This window comes from Methanoplanus limicola DSM 2279 (assembly GCF_000243255.1).
GTDB classification, from domain to species: domain Archaea; phylum Halobacteriota; class Methanomicrobia; order Methanomicrobiales; family Methanomicrobiaceae; genus Methanoplanus; species Methanoplanus limicola.
On record NZ_CM001436.1, the window covers coordinates 2,139,055 to 2,158,894 of the forward strand.

The window sequence follows — 19,840 nt, forward strand, 5'->3', positions numbered from 1 at the left end:
TGTCGATGCCTTTCTTTTTCCACCTACAATTGGAGATTTAGGATTTTTTTATCCTTTTTCCCATAATATGGAATTAGCGTTATATCAATTGCAAAATCATACTTCTGACCTTTCTTAAGGATTCCTTTTCCCGCTTTTAAAAGCATTTTTGGAGTATTTAGTGTCAATTCCTCCATATTAAGGCCATGAAGTTTTTTTAGACAAGTCGTATGGGACGGTAGTCCTTCCGTCATTTTTGCAAAACCGGATATTGAGTTATTAGAACATGCCGTAGCGATAGCTCCCCGAATCAACGTTAGACTATCATAGTTTCTGCCACCTGTTAAGGTTACATTCCCCTCAACAAGAGCGCATATCGGTTCAAGGTTTCCAAGCTTATTTTCTTTATTAAGCTCTGATTTGCCTATATTTTGACAATTATTTGCCATATGAGAGGTTTTTAGAGTATATAAACCCCACCATAAATCAGGCGTACGTCAAAAAAATAAGGTGAATTCTGGCTAAATTCTAAAAGAATTTGGCGATATTGGGGTAAACGCGCAGTAGTCCATGCGGTTTGTCATTAAAATAGAGAAGTACTTAACTTTCTCAAGTTGGGCAGAAATACTCTGAGCAAAAAATGGGGTTTTTCAGGAAATGTTTAAAGTACTGTCATTAGTTATGTCTGGTGATGGCGAAAAAATAAAGGGGTTTTTAATAAATCCTGTGGAAACCTTCCGAAAACAGAGTGGCGAACATCTCGGTGCCGCTTACAGGTATTATGTTGTTCTTCTGGTTCTCTTCTCAGTTCTGTACGGGATTGTGGCAATTGCGCTGGATATGAGCGTATTCAATACGACCATTGCCTCGCTGGGCAGTATTCCGGGAATGGAATGGGCAGCATACCTGGCATCATTCGGGGCCTTTGCAGTATCATTTGATATATTCTTCATCTATGTGATGTTTTTCATATCTCTCTTCTCGATCTTCATATCCGGCCTTATGCTTCACTGCTTTGTGCTTCTGCTTGGAGGAGAGAAAGGATATTCACAGACGATAAAGTCAATGATGTATGCTTACACCCCGTACCTTCTTTTCGGATGGATACCCTATGTAAACATAATTGTAGCAGTCTGGATGCTTGCACTTCAGGTAATAGGTATTCGCGAACTTCAGGAGATGCAGACAGAACATGCCGTACTTGTTGTTCTGCTGCCCGCATTCCTGGTATTCTTTGGATTCCTTCTATTTGGAATTGTAATTGCAACTTTCCTTTCAGGTTTTGCAGGAATGCTGGGCTTTGCCTGAAAAACATTTTTTTTCAATTAAATTTTTATCAAATCCGGAAAATCAGGCCATGATCTTATCTGCCGGAGCATAAATCCGGATTTCAACATTATACCCATAGCCGCAGTCATAAGATAATCCGGATAATCTGTCCGGATAACCGGCCTGAATAACCGGAGGAAAACTTTTTATTCCATTAAATCACTGCATATTCAGGAATGCTGATCAGATTATCATATGCCTTAAACCGGCACACGCCCCTTTATCCGGGAACAGATGCAATGAAACTTGAGCCTGCAAAGTCCATTGAGAAGGGAGACAGTTCCAATACAACCCTCATAACCTTCAACGGTCATTCCGGGACGCATCTTGATGCACCAAACCATTTCTGTGAGAAGAAGATGACAGTCTCTGAACTGCTAAAGCCGGAAAATATAATCGAAGGTGCGGTCTGCATCGACATCCGGAAAAACGGTGACAGCCCGGTTATACCGGAGGATATCAGACCTTTCAGAGATGAGATCCGGGATACTGAAGCCCTTTTTATCAGGACAGGTTCGGGTGACATCAGGGATGCGGACCCGGACACCTATGCCACAGTTCACCCGTGGATCCATCCGGATGTCCCGGATTATCTCAGGGAAATCTGCCCTGAACTGAGATTCTTCGGCCTTGATGCAATATCGGTTGCTGTGCCATCCTTTAGGCAGGAAGGCCGCGAAACCCACAGAAATTTCCTCTGCAAATCTCCGGAGATAATGCTTATAGAAGATGTAAACCTCTCATCACCGGATCTGACAGGGCAGTCGTGGCGGCTGCGGTTTTATCCGGTTGTCTTTGACAGAACCGACGGTGTGCCGGTACTTGCATTTGCAGAGCTTTACGGGTGATGCAGGAGAAACCGGCAATATAAAAGGAATAAAATTAAAGATTAACTCCGGAAAATTCCGGATTAAAAAGACATCCGAAGCATAAAAGGCCCGGTTAAATCATCACAAAAACTGTTTACAAAGAGAGCAGCGGGCAGCAGAAAGCCCAAAAACTGCAATTATCAGGACAACCTGGGCAGAACACCGGATGTTTACAATATCCGCACAATTGTATAAACATTTTATACAACAGAATACTTTTTTTATACACAAAACCATTACTAATTATGCTTCTAAACCTCTTTTCCTCAGGAACAAGAGTGGACATTCTAAGTATGTTTCTTCTTAATCCTGACACAGATAAATATCTCCGGGAAATTGCAAGAGAAACCGGTGACAATGTCAATTCGGTCAGAAGAGAACTGAATAACCTTGAAGGAATTGGATTATTAAAGAGTTTGTGGAGAGGGAAACAGAAGTACTATTCCGTTAATAAATCATTTCCACTGTACAATGAGTTAAAATCAGTATTCATGAAAACCGCCGGAGCAGGCAGCATGATCTCTGAAGATTTAACAGAATTAAAAGGAATAAACCGGACATTTATATTTGGATCATATGCACAGGGGAATTTTGGGCCCGACAGTGATATTGATCTAATGGTAATTGGTGATGTGAATGAAGATTTATTAATTGAGACCATTTCAGCGCTTGAAGAAAAAACAGGCCGTGAAATTAATTATATCCTGATGACAGAAAAAGAATATAAGTCCAGAGAGAAGTCAGGGGACCCTTTTATCTCAGAGGTTAAATCCGGAAAAATAATTGAACTGGAGGTGTGATTACGGATAATTCTGAATTACTGAAAAAGGGCATAATAAAAGAGCTGAAGTATGATCCAAGAAAAGTTGAAGATGCCATGAAACTTTCAGAACGCGATCTCAGAACAGCTCTCTAACTTCTGGAGATTAATCCTGACTGGGCATACAATATAGCATATAATTCAATGCTTCAGGCAACACGGGCACTTATGTTTCATAATGGATTCAGACCCTCCGGTTCAAATCAGCATGTAGCTGTAGTAAAATATGCAGAAATTCATATTGAAAAAAATGGTCTCTGCAACTGGAGAGAATGAGAAGAAAAAGACATTCCCTTGTTTATGATCAGGCAGGAATTATCTCCGATACAGAAGTAAAAAACGCCTTAAACCGTGCAGAAAGTTATTTCAGAGTAATTGAGAATATTATCAGGACAGCCTGAGCAGAAGACCTAATGTTTACAATATCCGCACAATTGTATAAATATTTTATACAGCCAAATACCTATTCACAGCACCAAGAAGGGCAGATATTCCTACATCCCTGTGACAGTTTCAATCCTGAAACTGCCGGCAGGAACCGACATCTCAAATCTGGCCCCTTTGCCTGGAACTCCGGTCTCCTTAATAGTTATGCCGGTAATTGAGAGAATTTCCCTGCTCAGGAAAAGCCCGTAACCTGTATTCTCACCAAACTTCCGGTCAAAAATCCTCTCCTTTTTACCTTCCTCAACGCCACGCCCATTGTCCTCAAAAAATATTACCACCCCGTCATCATTCTGCTTATAGTACAGCCGAATCTTATCTGCACCGGCACCATAACGGATAGTATTGTCTAAAAGGTTGTAAAAGACCTTCTCAAGCATCTGATCGGCATATACCATCAGTCCGCTGCACTCATTGAGAATCTCAATCCCACCGGTGTTTAAGCTGTATGGCTTACCTGTCATCTCAGAAATATCCATCCAGAGAGGTTCGTTCACACCAAGTTCCTCATACTCGCGTGTAAATTCTATCTGCTGCCTTACAGTTGAGGTAGCATTTTCCATACGGCCCAGATAATCCGGCAAAGCAGGAGAATCTGCAAAATCCTTAGTAAGTTCAATATAACTGCTTAAAGCAGATATCTGGTTTAAAATATCATGACGGGTAATTCCGGATAAAATCTTTAGCTTCTTATTTGCAACGGAGAGACTCTCCTCCTGTTTTTTCCTCTCTGAGATATCAATCGCAGTTGCAGCGATGTACTCCGGAATTTCATCATTGTCCCTTAGAAGGACACCATTTACAAGCATCGGGAATTTCTCCTCCGCCTTATTCCTGTGCCAGAGTTCCTCAGCTCCAAACTCACCCGCTTCAATCACCTTATCCATAAATTCCGGCAGTGAAAGAGAACCTCCCTCGTAATGGAGATTCTTCAGGTTAATGCCCGTCAGTTCTTCCGGAGAATAACCATGAATATCTGCAAAATACTTGTTATTATATACAATATTTCCATTCAGATCAGCAATGACCGAACCGTAATTTGCCTTGTCAAAGATTAACTTAAATCTCCTCTGCTCCTCTTCGGCCTTTCTCTTCTCCGTCACATCCTCGACAATCCCGATACCGCCCTTAATACTGCCTTTTCTGCCTTTAACCGGAGCAACTATAATACGTACATACCTCTTTTTACCGCCGGTTTTTATTATGCATTCCTTCTCTGATTTTTCAGTACCGCCGGCTATAATTTCATCAATGGCAGAAGTTATGCATTTATTGTCAATTACAGACGCACTCACCCCTCCCAAAGATTCCGCAGGGAGTGAGGCAAAATCTGCAAATTTACTGTTATATCCGGTAATTATCCCGTCTTCACCGAAGTAGAATTTACCAAGCGGAGATTCTTCAAATATCAGCCTGAACTTCTCCTCACTCTCACGAAGGGCACAGTTTATCCGGTTAATTGCAGAGATGTCATTGAGTGAGACCACAATCTGCTTTGTTCTGTCCGAATATCCGGCTGTGATACATATATCATGTATATCGCCTTTCCGGTTGACAAACTTAAATATATAATGCTTAGGAAGGCCTGCATCACCTGATTTCTGCCTTTTCCTGTGCCTCTCAAGCACTTTTGCTCTGTCATCCGGATGGATAAAATCGATCCATTCCTTACTTTTAAGCTCATCTGCCGTATATCCGCTCAGCCTCTCAAATTCACTGTTAGCAAGAGCAATTTCATTGTTCTCCCCGATTATAAGAGTAGCAGTACCGGTATTTTCAAAAATTGCCCGGTAGAGATTCTCAGACTTTGAGAGCAGGTCATGTGCAGCGGCAATCTCGTCCATCTGCTGCCTTATCTCCTCCTCAGCGGCCTCAAGATCCTCATTCCGGATTTCAAGCTGATATCTGTTCTTTTCACTCTCGGTTATATCCCTGAAGGTCTCAATAGCGCCCTCCACCTCACCGTCCTCATTGTAAAGAAGCGAGGCAATACCCCAGAGCGTTGTATCTTTTCCTTCCGGATCTCTGAATGTGCCTGATCTCTCAAGTTTTCCGTTTTTATATGTGCAGGATTTGTAATTCTTTTTAATTGACTCTTCATCATTATTCAGGATAATATCTGCAAGTGTGAGTTTTTCATAACCGTATATGAATTTTGAGTACTCATATTTACCTTTGCCAATCATATCTTCGGCAGAATGTCCGTATTTTTCTGCCATGGAGGCATTCCAGATGATAATATCCCCGTCTCTGTCAATTGCAAAGGTTGGATCAGGAAGGAGGTTTACAATATCAGACATTCTCTGCTGAGATTTCTGAATAATCCTCCGGGCGATGGCAGTCTCAGCCATCTGCTGTCTCAGTTTCTCTTCAGATTCTTTGATCTCCTCATTGGCAAGACTGAGCAGTTCATTCTTCTCCAAAAGCCGTTCCTGATAGTCAAGAATATTGGTGATATCCTGCCCCTGTGCCGTAGTGGCGATTTTCCTGCCGGAATAATCATAGATGTCTGCTATATCCCACTGAATAGTTTTGATCTCACCTGAGGCAGACTTCAGCTGATTTTTAAAGCCTCTGACGTGCTCTCCTTTTGCCGTACCTTCCTTTAGTCTGAAATATTCAGCCATCTTCTCCGGCGATACGATTTCATCAGCCTTCAGCCCTATAAGCTGTTTTTCCGGAATTCCGGTGAGATTTGAGACCGCTTTATTAGCTTTTGTTATCCGGAAGTCATTGTCCCAGACAAGAACCAGGGATGCAGAACTGTTGAAGAGATTCTCCATATACTGGTTTGTTTCAGTGAGAATATGCTGGGCTTTTGAAATTTCATCATACTGCTGCCTGATCTCCTCTTCAGCAGCTGCAAGGTCCTCATTCCGGGACTCAAGCTCAGCTCTGTTCTTCTCAATTGCAGTTATATCCCTGAAGGTCTCAATAGCACCCTCCACCTCACCCTCTTCATTGTACAGAAGAGTTGCAACACCCCAGAGGGTCTTCTCCTCACCATTTAAATCTTTAAAAGTGGCAGAACCTTCAAGTCTTTTGTTTTTGTAGGAAAATGACCGGTAATTCTGTTTTATAGCCCCTTCATCATAGTTCAGAATAATATCGGCAAGGGTTGGACGGTCATACCCGTACATCAGTTCTGAGTACTCGCGGTTGCACTTCCCAACCATCTCCTCCGCAGAATGTCCGTACATCTCTGCCATTGCAGCATTCCATACAAAGATTTCTCCGGATTTGTCAATTGCAAAGGTGGGGTCAGGGAGGAGATTGATAAAATCAGACATCCTCTTCTCGGATTTCTCAATTATCTTTCTGGACGATACAATCTCATCCATCTGCTGGCGGAGTTCTTCTTCAGCAGCCGCTATCTCCTCATAGGCAAGATTGAGCCTCTCATTCTTCTGCAGGAGGTAGTTTTGAGCATTTAATAGATCAGAGATGTCATACCCCTGCGCAATGGTAGAGATTTTCCTGCCGGAATGATCGTAAATATCTGCAATATCAAGATGTATTGTCCGAACCTCACCGGAAGAATCCTTTACCTGCACTTCAAAACCCCGTATCTGCTCACCGGGATTTAAACTCCTTAATTTTCCTTCAAGTTCGCATCTCTTATCCGGAGATATAATATTATCAAGTAAAAGATCTTTCTGCTCATTCTCCAAAATTCCCGTGAGTTTTGAGACAGCTTCATTTGCTTTTGTTATCCGGAAGTCATTGTCCCAGACAAGAACCAGGGATGCAGAACTGTTGAAGAGATTTTCCATATACTGGTTTGACTCGGCAAGGGCATGCTCTGATTTTGAAATCTCGTCAAGCTGCTGCCTTATCTCTTCCTCTGCCGCTGCAAGATCCTCATTTATCTTTAAGAGAGCATTGTTCTTCTCAGCAAGCTCTCTTTCTGCATTGACTTTATCGGTAATATCGGCACTGTTGCCCCTGATCCCGGTTACTGTCCCTTTATCATCAATTATCGGAACAAAGACCACCTTGTAGTGGTGAGTCTTTCCGTCAGGCATAGTTATTGAAGATTCTGCCCGCACAGCCTCTTTTGTCCGGTAAACTTTCTCATGAAGTTCATAGAGGTATTCATAGGTCTCTTTTGGAAAACCAAGCTCCTCATACGTTTTCCCGACAATCTCCTCCTCACTCCTGCCTAAGAATTCACAGAGGCTTCTGTTTGCGGTTTTGAACCGGTTATCAGGGTCATAGCTGTATATAAAATTAGGAGAGTGCTCTACAAGGGACCTGTACTTCTTCTCTGATTTATACAGTTCTTTCTCATAGCTTCTGGCTTTAACAGCATGCCTGACTTTATACAGAAGTTCTGTAAACTGGGATTTGGGCTCTCCGCCCTTCTGGACATAGAAATCAGCGCCATTGTTTATTGCATTGATAACAACTTCTTCACGCCCTCTTCCGGTGAAGATGATAAAGGGGGTAATGTTGTCATTCTGCCTGAAATGTTTTAAAAATTCAATGCCGTCCATTCCCGGCATCTGGTAATCTGAGATAATACAGTCAAAATTCTGCTCATTAGAAAGATTTAATCCTTCTTTCGCATCCAGGGCCGTTGTTACACTGAAATTACCAAACCTCTCAATGTAAATTTTGCCAACGTCAAGGAGCATAGGCTCATCATCGACGTAAAGTAATGATATTATAGAATTTTCCCCTGTCATATGCATCCCCTGTATCCGGTGTGGTTGCTACTCAATTATAATAATACTTATGATATGCAATGCTTATTTAATATAATGGCTGACAGGCAATAATGATTATGGTTCCGGATCACAAACTTACTGACCGGTGAATCTCATGGCAGTGCTCCGGAAGTTTTTTTGGATATAACAACCCAGAATCCCTCATCCCCGTGAATAATATCATAATCCGGCACCCCTATATCAACAAGCATATCCTTAAAACGCTTTATATTTTCATCAGACATATTTTTCCGTGAAAATTCCTCCCATTCGGGATTTTTGCGTATCATTTCGGCTGAAACACTCTCAAAAAGCTCTTTATTCCCAAACCCGCCACCGATATAAGTCTTTCCGCCAGGTTTTAATATGCGGTAAATCTCCTTAAATGCCGTATGAATATCATCCCAGAAGAACATTGAACCACGACTTATTATAAGATCTGCATAATCATCACCAAACGGCATATCATGAACATCCCCACAGGTCAGTGTTATTCTCCCTTCAAGCCCTGCTTCTATGATATTTTTTGACGCTGCTTCCTGCATATCCTCAGAATAATCAAAAGCTATAACATCCAGATCAGTTTTTTCTGCAACTGCAATGGAAAGCGATGCAGGACCGCTTCCAAGATCAATACATATACCTTCATTTATTCCAAATCTTCTGATAATATTATCCACAATTACCGGATATATCGGTGCAAATACAGTTTTGGCGATATTATTCATATTTCCTGAACCTTTTTTATCAAATCTTTTCTTACTGTCAGTCATAACAATAACCTGAAGTCTCCCGGATTAATAATTATATCCGGCAATACAATGATATAAATTAACAATTTGTAAAAAGAAAAAATGATTCCATTTACGAATGGAATTGGGGGAAGCATCTTATTTTTATCAGGAGAGTATTTTTAGGGATATTAACTGAAATTACCAAACCTGAAAAGATGAAAATCTGATTTTTAAGATAAATTTAAAATGGCAGCCCCAGGAATGAAAAAACTCCTGCCATCTTAAGCCCCATATAGACCATGACAGCAATGAAGACATATTTAAGCTGCTTTGCCGGAAGTCTGTGTGCAGCCCGGACACCTGCCTGCGCCATAATAATAGCCGGCACTGCAAGAAGAACCCACTGAAGAAGGTTTACATAGCCAACAGAATAGGGAGGCAGTCCTGTAACCGAAAGTCCGTTTATAATATATGAAATGGTTCCGCCAAATGCCGCAAATACCATAAGTGCCGTAGAAGTGCCGACAGCATAGTGAATCCTGAAATGAAGCAGATATACCATCACCGGAATAAGTACAACACCCCCGCCTATACCGATAATTCCGGACAGCATACCTGTCAGGATTCCACAGATCAGGTATATATAGGTGTTATCCACAATGGGTTTATCCACTTTGGGTGTTCTGGCGGTCAGCATTCTTACTGCACTGATAATTATTACAGCGCCAAATATACCTCTGAGCAGATCTGCCGGAATCATAGTTGCTGCATAACCACCAATAACTGCACCAAATAATCCTGCAATACCCATGGTAAATGCCGCATTCCAGACGACAACTCCCCTTTTGCAGTGTCCATATGCACCGGAAAGAGCAGTCGGCAGCACAACCGCAAGATTAGTCCCGAATGTAACCAGAATTGAGATCTGAGGGTCATAACCCATCGATGTTAAGACCCAGTACTGCACCGGAACCATAATGAACCCGCCGCCAACACCCAAAAGACCGCTGGCAAAACCGACTATAATTCCGGTGAAGAGAAGTATAAGTATGTAAATTAATTCCATTTCCATTATATTACCACAACATCACTTCAGCCACTTCTGAAATGATTTCAGCCAGACAAAGTTAAACATATTCATTCAATCAACATTTTACAAAAAAAAGGAATTCTGCCGGTCAAAAAAAAGAGTGAAGCCGAAATTATATCGGCAGTCCGAGGAACGTAAAAACTCCTGCCATTTTAAGCCCCATATAGATCATCACAGCTATAAATACATATTTAAGCTGCTTTGCAGGCAGTTTATGTGCAACCCGGACACCCACCTGTGCCATAATAACACTTGTTACCGCAAGAAGGGCCCACTGAAGGATATTTACATAACCTAAGGAATATTCCGGAAGCCCAATAACTCCAAACCCGTTTATTATGTATGCAATTGTTCCGCCAAGTGCGGTAAATGCCATAAGGGCAGTTGATGTACCGACAGCACTGTGCATCTTAAAGTGAAGGGCAAGCACCATTACAGGAATAAGCACAACACCTCCGCCTATACCGATAATTCCGGATAAAAGCCCAACCGGTATTCCCCACAGGAGAAATGTGAGGGTGTTGTCCACCGGACTTTTATCTAACTTTGGCGGTTTTGCGGTGAGCATTCTTACAGCACTGAGAAGTATTACAACACCAAAGATAACTTTCAGGTAATCACCCGGAATCAGGGTTGCGATATACCCACCGACAATTGCACCAAAAAATCCGGCAATACCCATTGTGACTGCGGCATTCCACATAACAGCACCTTTTTTGTTATGGCCGTATGCACCGGAAACAGCAGTCGGCAGCACAACTGCAAGGTTTGTCCCGAATGCCACAAGTATTGAGATCTGAGGGTCATAACCCATTGATGTCAAAACCCAGTACTGCACCGGAATCATAATGAAGCATCCGCCGACTCCCAATAGTCCGCCGGCAAACCCGACTATAATTCCGGTGAAGAGAAGTGCAAGTATGTATATTAATTCCATTTCCATAATAAATCACAAATTCATTTCAATCTGCTTTGAAATAGTTTCATCTGAGAAAGCTTAAACTTATTTATTTGTCTGAAAAAAAAGATGAATTCAGATTTTTCCTGTCAAAAAAAGGGATGATTAAATGACTTCAGCAATCTCCTCAAATGAGGCATCCTTTGGCACAGAAATAATCTCTCCTGTGTAGTTGAGACCCGGAGTATTTCTTAGATCATCAAGCTGATAGACCCTTGGCCCATACTGGTAATCTGTATCATCATACCACCAGTCAGGATAACCACCCTCAGTCACCTCTTCAGTAACAGGATCAGTCACAAGTCCGTTTGAATACTTAACGATCAGAGTTGCGGTGAGAGATTTCCAGTCATTAATTATATCCTCTCCTCTTCCAACCGTAAAATTGGTCATAAGGGACTTTGCACCGGCTGCATCTCCGGCAGAGAGGCGTTCACCGGCTATTTTATCAGTCTCCATAACCATCTCATATGACTCTGTCTCAAGCCTCTTCTGTTCAGACTGAATGTCATCAATCATAGCATCATACTTCAGCATCGCCCAGTTTGTGAGCAGATCAAAAGTCCAGTATGCCGTGTCATAATTATACTTCAGGCGGCTTCCTTTTGAATATCGATCTGAGACAGCTTCAGAGTTTGCGTAAAACGGTGCATACACCGTCTCGTAGGCAACCGCAGGGCCGAACCAGAGAACTCCGGCGGTCTCATCCGGAAGGTCAGGCCGTATCTGGGCGATATAACTGTATGCACAGAATATTGCCGATACAGGCCTTACGTTTGCACCGGCACGGACATCCATTGATGTCTCATTCTGAAAGTTGGTATGTGCGTCCATCGGTCCAAGGTATCGGTAAGGATTTCCAAATGCACCTGCTGCTTTACCTTTGGTCAGGTCAAAATCAGTTCCCTCATAATGATCCCTGAACATATTGAGTGCAGTCTCAAAATCAACCTTTTTATCAGGTTTAAATGAGAACGGATACGCCTTTGTATATGAATTCTCAACATAAGGACTGAGATTAAGTGACGGTGCAAGTTTATCTGTAAGTCTCCATACCCTCATCAGGGAATAATAAGGATGTGAATATTCACCATAGCTTACAGTAGAGAGCCAGTCAAGTGTGCCGTCTGCGGGTGACCACCAGCCGGCTTTTTTTGCAGCATCAAAGAGATTTTCAGAGTAATACATATCAGGAGCACCCGGTTTAACCTCCCTTATCCGGAACTCATTTCCGGCAACAAATATCTCACCATTTGGCACCTTCTTTGCAGCCCAGAGTCCACCGGTCTCACCAGCCGGATTTCCGCACATCTCAATGACCCAGGCTTCCTCAATGTCTGCAAAGATGAGGGTCTCACCTGTTCCGTAATATCCATATTTATCTATAAGCTCACCGACAAGAAGAACGGCCTCCTCAGCTTTTGTGCACCGGCCAAGTGCCACATTTGAGAGTTCAGATGAGTAAAACATTCTTTTGTTCACCTCTGCATCCGGTTCATACTTTGCATAGTCGGTGCATTCAGCGCTCATCAGGTTCTTCTCATTTATCATTCCATAGGAACTGGTATAGTAGCCATAGGTATGGGGCACCTGATCGATGTAGCCAAGAACGGTCATCTTATCCGGACTCCCCTTTCCTCCGGCAGCATCAGAACCGCTGTTTGGATCAAAGAAGATCGGTCTTTTTGAGCCGGGTTGATGATCTGCCGCAGGGATGTAGGTTAAAACCACATCGTCAATATTTCTCCAGTCTTTCCCGACACCATCATTGGTATGTCCGGCATACACCGAACCATCCTCAGAAGCATCAGCTGTTACAACAAAAATTGTGCATGCCGAAACTATGCCCGGAATGAACATTATAATAAACAGTGCTGCCAGAATCACTGCCGGCAGTCTTCTCTTAAGCCCGTGTGAAGAGCTCAAATCTGCCCGGAATTTTAAATACTCCATGACAGAAAATATTCCTGCAATCTTATAAATACCCTCTTAAACTAACCGGAGATGACCGGATTTTTGGGAAATGACATCCAGAGTGCCTGCAACAGCTACAAAACCCTCAATATCAGCAGCTTTCTCATTAACGAAAAATCACTATTCCGACATTCTGGAGCCCGGGAGTTACTGCGCCAGTTATTCCGGCAGCAACGAAATGCATAAATATGTACAACAACAAACAATAATGTACAGAAATGACATCAAACAAACATGAGGTGATGCCGGTGGAATGGTCACTGCCAGCATAACTGAAAAGATAAATAAATCCGTAAAAGTGACTGAAAAACCTCAGATAATTCCGGTCAGCCTGAAATTAATGGGAGAAGAAGCCGGCCGCCATTCCCCTGAAGAGATATTCGGAATGTTTAAGGATTCAGCCCCGTTTATGCTTGAATCTGCCTGTGGTGAGGAGAAAAAAGCAAAATACTCATTGATCGGTTTAAATCCGGTATTAAGAGTAAAAGCAGAGAAACAGGGCAGAACAGTAATTTCCGGACTTAAAAAATATACAGATGCTGTTATGCCGCTTTTTTTAGGCGGAATAATATCCAAAAATTCTGACGGCTCAGAAACAGAGAGAAAAAGCCCGGATAAATTCAATATTCCAAAAAATTCCGGGACAATAACAGTCTCAGACCCGGACCCCATAGCCAAAATCCATCAGATACCGGACCTCTTTGATTACCGGGGCAAAGATATACCCGGATACCAGGGCGGCCTTACAGGATATTTCTCTTATGATCTCGTTTATTCACTCTTCGGGACAGTCAGCACCGGCAAACCTGACCCGGATTTACCGCTTGCTGATTTCATAATGACATCAGAGTATATTCTCTTTAACCACCCGGACGGAGAGGTGTATATCTTCAGTCTGGCACTTGCAGCAGAGAATGATGACTCAGAAGAGGCAACCGGAGAGGCGGGAGCAAAGGTTGAAGAGATATATAACCGGATTTACAGCCATGCGGACAGGTGTGCAGATGCCGGGATAAAATCCGGTGAAGCCGGCGTAAATAATCCGGGCGACCGCAGAATTCCGGGACCGAAATACTCAGAAAACATACCAAAGGATGAATTTGAGGAGCTTGTCAGAAAGACAAAAGAGTACATCTTTGCCGGTGATATCTTTCAGGGAGTTATATCCAGGAAGAACAGCTGCCGGTACGAAGGTGACCCGTTCTCAATATACTCGGCACTGAGGAGAATAAACCCCGGCCCTTATATGTATTACATAGATTATGGTGACCGGCAGGTAATCGGTTCAAGTCCTGAGATGCTTGTAAAGGTCGAGGATAACCGGGTTACAACCGTCCCGATTGCAGGTACCAGAATAAGGGGAAAAAACCCAAAAGAGGATAAAATCCTTGAAAATGAACTCCTGTCAGATGAAAAAGAGCGTGCAGAACACCTGATGCTTGTTGACCTTGCAAGAAATGATATAGGCAGAATCAGCAGTTACGGCTCAGTCAGTGTCGATGATTTCATGAAGATTGAGAAATTCTCCCACGTTCAGCATATTGTCTCGACAGTATCCGGAGAACTGAAAGAAGGCCTCAACGCCGCAGATGCATTTAAATCTGTCTTCCCCGCCGGAACTCTGACCGGTGCGCCAAAAGTGAGGGCAATGCAGATAATAGATGAACTTGAATCTGAGAGAAGAGGCCTTTACGGCGGTGCAGTCGGCCATATCGGATTTAACGGCAGAACGGACTTTGCTATTGCCATCCGGACGCTCCTTCTTGAAGACGGCAGTCTGACATTTCAGGCAGGAGCAGGAATTGTTGCAGATTCTGACCCGGAAGCGGAATATATGGAAGCTGAAAAGAAGGCCCTCGCGGTTGCAAAGGCAATAACCCTTGCAGCAGGAGGAGACTCCTTATGAAAGTCCTGGTAATCGACTGCTACGACAGCTTCACATACAACCTCTGCCAGCAGATAGGAAAATACGGGTGCGAAATTACGGTTATAAAAAATGACGATCCTGAGGACGCATTATTAAATGATAATTATGACAGAATTGTCCTCTCACCGGGACCTGGCACTCCGGAGAGGTCCGGACTCTGCCTGACAGCACTAAATACCCTCTCAAAGACCGTTCCGACACTCGGCATATGCCTCGGACATCAGGCAATATGTACCATATCCGGAGGCAGGGTTTTGAGAACAACCCCTTATCACGGCAAAGTATCCGGAATAAACCATGACGGGGAGAGCATATTTGAGGGGATGAGAGACGGTTTTTCAGCAACGAGATATCACTCCCTTGCTGCGGAGAGGGCTTCACTTCCGGACTGCCTCAGAGTCACCGCCCTGTCATCTGACGACAGAGTTATAATGGGAGTCCGCCACCGGGATTATCCGATAGAAGGTGTGCAGTTTCACCCGGAGAGCATACTTACAGAGGACGGCGACCGCCTGACAGAGAATTTTCTCAGGTACGGGGTGAGAAAGTGATAACCGAATCACTCTTTAAAGCCGTAAACAGGCAGACACTTACAGAGTCTGAGGCAGAATCCGCCATGGATACAATAATATCCGGAAGGGCAACCGATGCCCAGATTGGTGCATTTATAGCCGCAATGATGACCAAAGGGACTACCTCCGGTGAGATTGCAGCCTTTGCCTCTGCTATGATGAGGGCTTCGGTACAGATACGCCCGGAAGTTTCCGGTATGCTCGTTGACACATGCGGAACAGGCGGAGACGGCTTAAATACCTTTAATATCAGCACAGCCTCGGCAATAGTCACTGCCGGTGCAGGAATTCCGGTTGTAAAACACGGCAACAGGAGTGTCGGCAGCAGATGCGGTTCAGCAGACGTCCTCGAAAAACTTGGTGTTAATATTGGTGCTGACCCCGGTGCAGTAAAATTATCCATTGAAGAGAACGGGATAGGATTCTTATATGCAAAAAATCACCACCCTGCAATGAGGTACGCCGGAAGAGCCAGGGAAGAGCTTGGAATCCGGAGTTTCTTCAATATATTAGGCCCGGTCTCAAACCCAGCATCAGCAGAATCACGCCTTTTGGGCATTTATGACCCGGAGCTTACAGAAACAATTGCAGATGTGCTCCGGATTATGGGTGTCAGGAATGCAATGGTTGTGCATGGCTGCGGGCTTGATGAGATAACGACAACGGGAGAGACAAAGGTCTCAATGTTTAAGGAGAGAGGAAGGACTGAAACATTCTGCATAACACCTGAGGAGTTTGGAATCAAAAGAGCAGGACTGCCGGAGATTTCAGGCGGGGATGCAGGCCGCAATGCAGATATTATCAGAGATATCCTGAACGGCAGAAGAGGCGCCTGCCGGGATATTGTACTGGTGAATTCAGCGGCGGCGATATATATAAGCGGGAATGCCGGAAGCATCCATGACGGAATAGGGATGGCAGAGATGAGTATTGACTCAGGAGATGCGGCTGAAAAGCTGAGCAGACTCATAAAAGCCACAGGCGGAGAGGAATTATTATGAATACAGCTATAAACAGATTTTTAAGGGAGATAGTCCGCCATAAAGAGGCAGAGGCAGCCGGAATAGATATGCCTGACGAATTCATGATGCCGGACTACAGGCTAAAGAGCCTCTCAGATGCCGTAAGAAAGCAGAAGAGGAATGCAGTGATAGCCGAGATAAAATTCCGGTCACCATCAGGAGGAGTGACTGCACCGCTCTCAGATCCAAAGGATATTGCAGACGAATACATCAGGGGCGGATGCACGGCAGTATCAGTCTTAACAGATGAGAAATTTTTCGGGGGAAAGAAGGAGTACCTGACAGAAATTTCCGGTATTTCCACAGTGCCTCTGCTCAGAAAAGATTTCATTGTCAATGAAAAGCAGCTCTATGAGACAAAGGTTATTGGAGCGGATGCAGTGCTTCTGATAGCTAAAATTCTGGGCGGGAAGCTTCCGGAATTTAAGGAGACTGCATCAGCCCTCTCCCTTGAGAGCCTTATTGAAGTCAGAAACAGTGAAGAGGCAGATCTTGCCATATCCTGCGGCGCAGAGATAATCGGCATCAACAACCGCGACCTTACAACCATGAAAATTAACCTCAATAAGACTGCCGAACTCTCGGCATATATCAGGGACGAGTACAAAGACGCCCTGATAATATCAGAGAGCGGCTATAATTTCCCGGATGACATTAAAGCAATGAAGAGATACTGTGACGGTTTCCTGATTGGAAGCTCAGTTATGAAAGCCAAAAACAGAAGAGAGGCTGTGGAGGGTTTTGTATGCGCATAAAGATCTGCGGCATTACAACACCAAGGGACGCAGTCATTGCAGAATCCCTTGGTGCCGATGCAATAGGAGTTGTGGTCTGCTCCAAATCACAGAGAAATGTCACATTAAAGAGGGCAAGAGAGATATTCTCCGCCCTTAAACCCACAACAGAAAAAATTCTTGTGACAGATTCCGAGTCATACCCGGAACTTGAGCTGATGATGGCTCAGAAGCCCGACGCTGTTCAGATTACACACCCGTTTGAGTTCAGCGAGAGACCTCCGGTACGAATAATCCGGACATTAAAACCCGGAATGGAAGAACTGCCCGCAGATTGTGATGCCTTTGTCATTGACGGAAGTATGGGCAGGGGAGTTTTCTTTGACCGGAATTTTGCATCCGGAATCATAAACCGGACAGAAAAACCGGTTTTTCTTGCAGGAGGGTTATCTCCCGACAATATCGGTGAGGCTGTCAGGATGATCAATCCCTATGGCGTTGATGTCTCATCCGGAGTTGAGAAAAGTCCGGGGATAAAGGACAGAGAGAAGATGAGTGAATTCATCAGAATCTGCAGGGAGGCTTAATATGACAAAAACAGGATATTACGGCAGTTATGGCGGCAGGTTTGTCCCGGAGACCCTGATGGAGGCACTCTGTGAACTTGAAGATTCATACCGGGCAATATGCGGCGGGGAGAGCTTCAGGCGGGAGCTTGACTTTTACCTGAAAGAGTATGCAGGAAGAGAGACCCCGCTTACATTCTGCCGGAATATGTCAGAGGACCTTGGATGCAGAATCTACCTAAAAAGAGAGGACCTGATGCACGGCGGTGCACATAAGCTGAACAACACCCTCGGCCAGGCCATTCTTGCAAAGCATATGGGCAAAAAACGCCTCATTGCAGAGACTGGTGCCGGACAGCACGGTGTCGCAACCGCGATTGCAGGTGCTGTGACAGGCCTTCCTGTCGAGGTATATATGGGCAGCACAGACTGCGAAAGGCAGAAGCTCAATGTCTTCAGGATGGAGCTTATGGGTGCAAAGGTCCATCCGGTAGAGAGCGGCACGGCTACGCTTAAGGATGCAACAAACGAAGCACTGAGGGAGTATGCAGCAGGTTCGGCTGATACTCATTACCTTATAGGATCGGTTGTCGGCCCCCACCCGTTCCCGGAGATTGTCAGGGATTTTCAGTCTGTAATAGGGACGGAGACAAAGGAGCAGATCCTGAAAGCTGAGGGCAGACTGCCCGATGAGGCGATCGCCTGCGTAGGCGGCGGTTCAAATGCAATAGGCCTCTTTTATCCGTTTTTAAAGGACGATGTCAGGCTTACAGGTGTTGAGGCCGGCGGACGCGGCGATTCTCCGGGGGACAACGGTGCATCTGTAAGGTTTGGCAGGCCCGGGGTTCTGCACGGTGCACTGTCATACCTTATTCAGGACGAATGCGGACAGGTCGGAACAACCCACAGCATATCCGCCGGCCTTGACTATCCCGGAGTAGGGCCTGAACATTCAATGCTCAATGATTCGGGGAGGGTGTCATACGGGATTGCGTACGATGACGAGGCCATTAACGCTTTCAGGTACCTCTCGGTTAAAGAGGGAATTATTCCCGCCCTCGAATCTGCCCATGCCATAGCATATGCGATAAATAATGCAGACCGTTTTGACAGGGACGATATAGTTGTCATATGCCTCTCCGGAAGGGGCGACAAGGACGTTGCAACTGTCAGCGGGATGATGGAAGAGAAGAGAGATGAATGAAGGGGAGAATAAAAATGAGAGAACCAGATAAAAATCCGTTTGAGAAAGCATTTGAAAAACCGGCTTTTATCTCCTATATAGTTGCAGGAGACCCGTCTCCCGCTGAGAGTATAGAGGCAGCAAAAGCGCTTATTGACGGCGGTGCAGACATTATTGAGCTTGGCTTTCCGTTCTCAGACCCTGTCGGTGACGGCCCGGTAATTCAGCGGGCAGATACAAGGGCACTTGATGCCGGGTTTAAAACCGGAGATATATTCAGGGTTGCAGAAGGCATCAGGGAATATTCATCCGTTCCAATCGTTATAATGGCATATTTAAATCCGGTTATAGCTATGGGAACCGACCTGTTCTACAAAACTGCAAAAGAGTCGGGCGTTGACGGAATTCTGATAGTGGATATGCCTGTCGAGGAGTCGGATATTATTACAGATACTGCAAATAGATATGACCTCGCACAGATATTTCTCATATCAACAAACACATCTGAAAAGAGGATTGCAGAGATACTCCGTGCATCTGCCGGAATAAATATCAGAACCGGAAATTCAGGCAAAACAATAACCGGAGGTTTTGTGTACCTGGTGTCATCTCCGGGTGTGACAGGCACAAGAAGGGAGATATCAAACGAGGCATTCACCCTCATATCAAAGGTGAGGGAAATCTCAGGCGAACTTAAAATATCCATGCCGCTGGCGGTTGGTTTCGGAATTTCACGCCGGAGTCAGGCAGAAGATATAATCAATGCCGGTGCTGACGGATTTATAGTCGGAAGTGCAATCGTAAAGATAACTGAAGACTGCCAGGGTGAAGCGGACAATCGTGAAGAATGCCTCAGAAAATTAAGGGAGTTTGCAGAGGATATTTCGGGGTTTACTGCCCGGTAGTTCTATTCTGCCGGAAAAAAAGACT

At 44.3% G+C, this 19,840-nt stretch carries 17 protein-coding genes; 11 read left to right on the forward strand and 6 right to left on the reverse strand.

Annotation, left to right across the window (positions count from 1 at the left end; genetic code table 11):
• Positions 1-23: 23 nt before the first annotated feature.
• Entirely contained in the window at positions 24-428 is a 405-nt protein-coding gene (locus METLIM_RS17415; RefSeq protein WP_048145863.1) for a hypothetical protein, read from the reverse strand.
• Positions 429-636: 208 nt separating this feature from the next.
• Here METLIM_RS17415 and METLIM_RS10210 point away from each other — a divergent pair, with 208 nt between their 5' ends.
• The 4 genes from METLIM_RS10210 (at position 637) to METLIM_RS17575 (ending at position 3,398) form a co-directional block, all read left to right on the forward strand.
• On the forward strand, positions 637-1,287 hold the full coding sequence (locus METLIM_RS10210; RefSeq protein WP_004078360.1) for a YIP1 family protein: 651 nt from the start codon (positions 637-639) through the stop codon (positions 1,285-1,287).
• 197 nt (positions 1,288-1,484) lie between these two features.
• Positions 1,485-2,156, forward strand: coding sequence for a cyclase family protein (locus METLIM_RS10215; RefSeq protein WP_004078362.1), 672 nt, complete (start codon positions 1,485-1,487; stop codon positions 2,154-2,156).
• Between the two features lie 299 nt (positions 2,157-2,455).
• The gene (locus METLIM_RS10220; RefSeq protein WP_169312380.1) at positions 2,456-2,977 is read left to right on the forward strand and encodes a nucleotidyltransferase domain-containing protein; all 522 of its coding nucleotides are present in this window, start codon (positions 2,456-2,458) and stop codon (positions 2,975-2,977) included.
• A 292-nt stretch (positions 2,978-3,269) separates the two neighbouring features.
• On the forward strand, positions 3,270-3,398 hold the full coding sequence (locus tag METLIM_RS17575; protein ID WP_004078366.1) for a hypothetical protein: 129 nt from the start codon (positions 3,270-3,272) through the stop codon (positions 3,396-3,398).
• Positions 3,399-3,491: 93 nt separating this feature from the next.
• Here METLIM_RS17575 and METLIM_RS16640 read toward each other — a convergent pair whose 3' ends face one another.
• The 5 genes from METLIM_RS16640 to METLIM_RS10245 all read right to left on the reverse strand — a co-directional run bounded on the left by METLIM_RS16640 (position 3,492) and on the right by METLIM_RS10245 (position 12,885).
• Positions 3,492-8,129: a PAS domain S-box protein gene (locus METLIM_RS16640; RefSeq protein WP_004078369.1), complete on the reverse strand. Its 4,638-nt coding sequence runs from the start codon at positions 8,127-8,129 to the stop codon at positions 3,492-3,494.
• 134 nt (positions 8,130-8,263) lie between these two features.
• Positions 8,264-8,923, reverse strand: coding sequence for a class I SAM-dependent methyltransferase (locus tag METLIM_RS10230; RefSeq protein WP_004078370.1), 660 nt, complete (start codon positions 8,921-8,923; stop codon positions 8,264-8,266).
• A gap of 202 nt (positions 8,924-9,125) precedes the next feature.
• Positions 9,126-9,956, reverse strand: a complete 831-nt coding sequence (locus METLIM_RS10235; RefSeq protein WP_004078372.1) for a sulfite exporter TauE/SafE family protein — start codon at positions 9,954-9,956, stop codon at positions 9,126-9,128.
• 130 nt (positions 9,957-10,086) lie between these two features.
• Complete coding sequence (locus METLIM_RS10240; RefSeq protein ID WP_245543520.1) at positions 10,087-10,911, reverse strand: sulfite exporter TauE/SafE family protein; 825 nt, start codon at positions 10,909-10,911, stop codon at positions 10,087-10,089.
• A 126-nt stretch (positions 10,912-11,037) separates the two neighbouring features.
• Positions 11,038-12,885: a dipeptidase gene (locus METLIM_RS10245; RefSeq protein WP_004078376.1), complete on the reverse strand. Its 1,848-nt coding sequence runs from the start codon at positions 12,883-12,885 to the stop codon at positions 11,038-11,040.
• 274 nt (positions 12,886-13,159) lie between these two features.
• Between METLIM_RS10245 and METLIM_RS10250 the strand changes: the two genes are divergently transcribed.
• The 7 genes from METLIM_RS10250 to trpA are packed head-to-tail and all read left to right on the forward strand — an operon-like array spanning position 13,160 to position 19,815.
• Positions 13,160-14,812 (forward strand): anthranilate synthase component I family protein, encoded by a 1,653-nt coding sequence (locus METLIM_RS10250; protein WP_004078378.1) that lies wholly within the window; start codon positions 13,160-13,162, stop codon positions 14,810-14,812.
• Positions 14,809-15,384 (forward strand): anthranilate synthase component II, encoded by a 576-nt coding sequence (locus tag METLIM_RS10255; RefSeq protein ID WP_004078380.1) that lies wholly within the window; start codon positions 14,809-14,811, stop codon positions 15,382-15,384. Before METLIM_RS10250 ends, METLIM_RS10255 begins: the two co-directional genes overlap by 4 nt.
• The gene (gene trpD / locus METLIM_RS10260; protein WP_004078382.1) at positions 15,381-16,406 is read left to right on the forward strand and encodes an anthranilate phosphoribosyltransferase; all 1,026 of its coding nucleotides are present in this window, start codon (positions 15,381-15,383) and stop codon (positions 16,404-16,406) included. The genes METLIM_RS10255 and trpD overlap by 4 nt, the downstream gene beginning before the upstream one ends.
• Positions 16,403-17,182 carry an indole-3-glycerol-phosphate synthase gene (locus METLIM_RS10265; protein ID WP_004078384.1) on the forward strand — a complete coding sequence of 260 codons (780 nt, stop codon included), beginning with the start codon at positions 16,403-16,405 and terminating at the stop codon, positions 17,180-17,182. The genes trpD and METLIM_RS10265 overlap by 4 nt, the downstream gene beginning before the upstream one ends.
• The gene (locus tag METLIM_RS10270; RefSeq protein WP_004078385.1) at positions 17,173-17,748 is read left to right on the forward strand and encodes a phosphoribosylanthranilate isomerase; all 576 of its coding nucleotides are present in this window, start codon (positions 17,173-17,175) and stop codon (positions 17,746-17,748) included. Before METLIM_RS10265 ends, METLIM_RS10270 begins: the two co-directional genes overlap by 10 nt.
• Position 17,749: 1 nt before the next feature.
• Entirely contained in the window at positions 17,750-18,931 is a 1,182-nt protein-coding gene (trpB, locus tag METLIM_RS10275) for a tryptophan synthase subunit beta (RefSeq protein WP_004078386.1), read from the forward strand.
• Between the two features lie 14 nt (positions 18,932-18,945).
• Positions 18,946-19,815 carry a tryptophan synthase subunit alpha gene (trpA, locus tag METLIM_RS10280; protein WP_004078387.1) on the forward strand — a complete coding sequence of 290 codons (870 nt, stop codon included), beginning with the start codon at positions 18,946-18,948 and terminating at the stop codon, positions 19,813-19,815.
• The last annotated feature ends 25 nt before the right edge of the window (positions 19,816-19,840 follow it).